Annotated in this window: 5 protein-coding genes; all 5 read left to right on the forward strand. The window is 64.7% G+C overall.

From position 1 onward, the window contains the following. Positions 1–474: 474 nt before the first annotated feature. Positions 475–1,254, forward strand: a complete 780-nt coding sequence (locus ACFE70_RS18215) for an alpha/beta hydrolase (RefSeq protein ID WP_375419213.1) — start codon at positions 475–477, stop codon at positions 1,252–1,254. A 112-nt stretch (positions 1,255–1,366) separates the two neighbouring features. Then, positions 1,367–2,284: a hypothetical protein gene (locus tag ACFE70_RS18220; protein ID WP_375419214.1), complete on the forward strand. Its 918-nt coding sequence runs from the start codon at positions 1,367–1,369 to the stop codon at positions 2,282–2,284. Positions 2,285–2,363: 79 nt separating this feature from the next. Further along, complete coding sequence (locus ACFE70_RS18225) at positions 2,364–3,362, forward strand: cupin domain-containing protein (RefSeq protein ID WP_375419215.1); 999 nt, start codon at positions 2,364–2,366, stop codon at positions 3,360–3,362. 3 nt (positions 3,363–3,365) lie between these two features. Further along, positions 3,366–4,145, forward strand: coding sequence for an alpha/beta fold hydrolase (locus tag ACFE70_RS18230; protein WP_375419216.1), 780 nt, complete (start codon positions 3,366–3,368; stop codon positions 4,143–4,145). 57 nt (positions 4,146–4,202) lie between these two features. Continuing rightward, positions 4,203–4,639: cupin domain-containing protein (locus ACFE70_RS18235; RefSeq protein WP_375419217.1), on the forward strand; the 437-nt coding region annotated here is incomplete at its 3' end.

Below are 4,639 nucleotides of genomic sequence, written 5' to 3' on the forward strand. Positions count from 1 at the left end.
GGTGCCTGAGAAAGCCCCAGCATGACAAAAATCAGCTTTGCGGGTGAGTGAAATCATAAAATTACACTAGCCTAGCCCCGAATTTTGTCTTACTTCCCGCTCCTATTCGGGTTTTTGTCTTTTGCCCTGGGCGTTGTCAAAAGAAAGGGAGAAATGCTACTGAATTATACTACGTGCATTGCTGCAACGCATTGCTTAACAATTGGTTGACTTAGAGAACAGGCCCAAACCAGCGCAACCGAATGGGGGCTGGGTGTCTTGCTTGTTTGTCTGTTTGCTTACGGGGTAGGCAAGACCATTGGGTTTCATTGTTCTCCCAAATCGTTGTAACCTGGTCGTGAATCATCACCTTCTTGCCGCCAGGCTATGGGATACCAACGCGGCAGTTTCCCCCGGTTATTGACCGATGCTCCCTGCTCCAGGGCCGGGGTATCCCTTCCCGTAGAATTTCTACTTCACTTATCCTAATCAGCCATGAAACGCACTTCTACTTTTCTGGCGGCATCCGCTGCTTTATTGCTTCTGCTTCTAGGCGCGGCAGCATCTCCTGCACTGGCGCCGCCGGTGAAAAACATCGTCCTGGTGCACGGCGCCTGGGTCGACGGCTCGGGCTGGAAGCCAGTGTACGACATCCTGGTGAAAGACGGCTTCACGGTCAGCGTGGTGCAGGAGCCCTTGACGGGGCTGGCCGACGACGTGGCCGCCACGAAGCGGGTGCTGGCCCAGCAAACCGGCCCCTGCATCCTGGTGGGGCACAGCTACGGGGGCGCCATTATCACCGAAGCGGGCAATGATTCGCATGTGGTTGGCCTGGTATACATCGCTGCCCACATGCCCGATGCCGGCGAAAACGAGGGCGCGTTGGGCAAGCGCTACCCCAGCGACGTGAGCAAGGACAACATCATCAAGAAGACGCCAGACGGGTTCACCTACCTCGACCCGGCGGCGTATCCCGCCTATTTTGCCGCCGACCTGCCCCGCGAGCAAGCCGAGTTTGCGGCGCGGGCGCAAATGCTGACGGCTGGGGCCGTGTTTACGTCGCCCATTACGACGGCGGCCTGGAAAACCAAGCCGAGTTGGATGCTCGTCGCCGGCGCCGACCGCACCATTAACCCCGAACTGGAACGCTGGTACGCCACGCGCGCCCGCAGCCACATGGTGGAGGTAGCCGGCGCCAGCCACTCGGTCTACGCCTCACGCCCCAAAGAAGTAGCGGCCCTGATTAAGGAAGCCGCGCAAAAGGCCCAGCCTTAGCTTTAGCCCCGCACGACCTCAACCGTTTAGGCTACCCGGTATGCCCGCTCTTCGCTGCTTGTGCAGGTTCTGGCCGTTAGCCTTGCTAGGCGCGCTTGGGAGTTGCCAAACCGTGCGCCCCGCCGCCCACGGCGCCGACGACACCAGTGGCTACTGCCTCCCGCCCCAGGTCTTCACGATCGACACGCTGCCGGCCGTGGGGAGTGCGCCGGCCTCGTCGCTGGACACGATGGGGCTACCGCCCCTCTCGGCCCGGAGCCGGCAGCTGGCCCGCGCCTACGGCCTGGGGCCCGGCCTACGCCAGCTAAGGCAACCAGCCCAACCGGGGCTGGCCCCAGGGGATGCTGCTCAGCGAGCCTTTATCCGGCAGCGCGAGGCACTCGTGCTTCAAGTGGTACAGGCTTCCGGCGATGCCTTGCGCGTGGCCGAAGAGCTGGAATGCGAGCGGCAGCGTGCCGACCAGGCCGCCCTGGCGCTGCAAGGCCAGCAAACGAAACGAACCCGCAACTTCACCCTCGGCTCGTTGCTGGCCGGGGCCGCCAGCGGCGTAATTAGTGCCACTGTTCTGGCCGAAGACCGGGCCAACCTCAACCTGGTGCTGACGGTCAGCACCGCGGCCCTCAGCGCCGGGCTGGGCGTGGCCACGCTGTTCGTGAATCCGCAGTTGAACTACCCGATTCGCCGCAACCTGCTGGCCGACATCTGGTATCAGCGCCCCCGGCCGGCCCTTTACCCGCCCGGCCTCTGGGCTACGCTTAATGAAGTGCGGGTCGGCCGGCCCGGTTCGGCAGCGCCCGCCCCGCTCCAAACCATTCGTCGGCGTTGGGCGCAGTACGACCAACTCACCAGCGGCAAGCCTGCTCAGCAGGCCCAGCAGCTGGCGCTCTACTTCGGGGCCGGCGGCAACTACCACGCCGACGACCTGCACACCCGCGCCGCGATGCTCACCCAGCTCGAAGTGATGGTGCGGCTGGTTAACCAGGACTTGCAAAAGCTGCTGGTAGAGGTCAGCAACACCGAGCCGCAGTAGGCGGCTGCTCGTCGCCGCCAGATTGCTGCCAGCATTTGCCCCCGGCATTTACAGTATGGATTACCCTACCCCCTTTTCCATGAACCATCCCCTACCACTAGCAGCCCAGCCCATGACCGGAACAGGACTGCCGGACTACCCGCCCTTCGTGCTGAACCGGGAAACGGCCCCCGCCTTTTGGCTGGTAGGGACGCTTTGGCTGGTACTGGCCAGCGGCCGACAAACCGCCAATCGTTTGACCGTAATCGAGCAGGTGATGGCCACCGGGCTCGGGCCACCCACCCACCGCCACCCCACGGCCAGCGAGGGCTTCTACATCCTGGAGGGCAGCTGTAGCTTCAATGCCCAGGGCGAAACGCGGCACGCGGGCCCCGGCACCTTCGTGTACTTGCCCCGGCTGCTGCCCCACAGCTTCTCGGTGGATACCAGTGAGGTCCGGGCCCTCAATTTTTACTTGCCCGCGAGTTTCGAACTCGTCGTAATGAGCCTGGCGCACCCGGCGTCGGCGCGCCGCCGACCGAGCCTGGCCGAGAGCGCGCCGCCCGACAGCCAGGAGCAAATTCGTATCCTTTCCGCCCTCTACGGGCAAGAAGCTGTGATGGCGTTGCCCTTCGCGGTGCCCCCGGCCCCGGAGCTGATGCTGACCAAGCCGAACGATAAGGGCATCGGCGTGCCCCACTTCGCCACGGCCGAGCAAGTGCCCGCGGTGCGCCTCTTCGGGCTCGACTGGCGCCTGCTGGCCGCCGCCGACGACACGGAGGGAGCGTACGACTTGTTTGAGGTGGTGGTGCCGGCCGGCGCCGGGATGCCGCTGCGCACGGCCCACCAGGACGAAGCCCTGTACGTGCTGGCCGGCAAGCTCACGCTGGCCTATGATGACCAGCCCCAACCGGCGGGGGTAGGAACCTTTGCCTATTTCCCGGCCGGCGGCGCGTTCCAGTGGCACGCGGAAGGCGGCGACGCGCGGGTGCTCGTGTTTCACTTGCCCGGCGGCTTCGACCGGGTTGTGGCGGAAGCAGCGGCCGATGACGACCGGGCCATCGCCAAGCTGACGGAGCTGGGCACCCGCTTTTTGTAACTGATGCCAAACGAAGCACCGATGAACAGTAACCTGGTTTTATTGGCGGGAACGCTGCCCCTGGCCGTGGACGAGCAGGGTAGCGGCCGGCCCTACCTGCTGCTGCACGGCGGAGCCGGCCCCGGCTTAATGGCGGGGCTGGCGGCGGGGCTGGCCCCGACGGGGCGGGCGGTGCTGCCGACCCATCCCGGGTTCGCCGGCCAACCCCGGCCGGAGTGGTTTCGCCGCGTGGACGACCTGGTGCTGGGCTACCTCGCCCTGCTGGAGCAACTCGACCTGCACGACGTGGTGGTGGTGGGCAACTCCGTGGGCGGCTGGCTGGCGGCGGAATTGGGCCTGCGCGTCTCGCCGCGCGTGACGGCCCTGGTGCTGCTCGACGCGGTTGGGCTCGACCCAACCCCGGCGAGCGGCCCGATTGTGGACCCGGCCACCCTGGCCCCGGCGGAGCTGCTAACGTACTCCTTTCACGACCCCGGCCGCTTTGCGTCGGCGCCGACGGACCCGGCTGCCGTCGCTGGCATGGCGGCCAACCAGCAGGCCCTGCACGTTTACGCGGGCGAACCCTTCATGCACGACCCGGGCCTGCGCGCGCGCCTGCCCGGCCTGGCCCTGCCGACGCTCGTGCTCTGGGGCGCGAGCGACCGTATCGTCACGCCCGCCTACGGCCGGCAGTTTGCCGACCTCATCCCCGCGGCGCAATTTCACTCGGTGCCGCAAGCCGGCCACTTCCCCCAAATCGAGCAGCTGGACCGCGTACTGGCCCTCCTGAAAGACTTTGTGTGAGGCACTTCCTTAAATCTCCTTAAGTCCTCTATCACCTTTCGCGCGAAAGCTCACGACATGGAAAAACCAGCCGAACCAGCCATCGTGCTAGTGGCACCCTCCACTGGCGAAACCTTTACCGTCGGCCCGATAACTATTCGGGTTCTGGAAGACGGCACGAACACCGACAACCGGCTGGGAGCAGTGGAAATCACGGTGCCGCCGGGTACCGACCAAACGCCCCAGCATTATCACAACATGCACGACGAAACCTTTTTGGTTACCAAAGGCAAGGTGCGCTTTACGACCGGGGAACACCACGACGACGTTGACGCGGGCGGCTATGTGGTGGCACCAGTCCGGGCGCCGCATACGTTCTCGAATCCGTTTGCGGAAACAGCCGTCTTCTTTAACACCTTTACGCCCGCCTATTACGTGAATTACTTGCGGCAGCTCTCGTCGCTGGAGGCAACCGGTGGGCTCTCGCCCGAACGGATTCTGGCCGTCATGGCCCA

It is taken from the genome of uncultured Hymenobacter sp., from assembly GCF_964243305.1.
In the GTDB taxonomy this organism is placed as follows: Bacteria; Bacteroidota; Bacteroidia; order Cytophagales; family Hymenobacteraceae; genus Hymenobacter.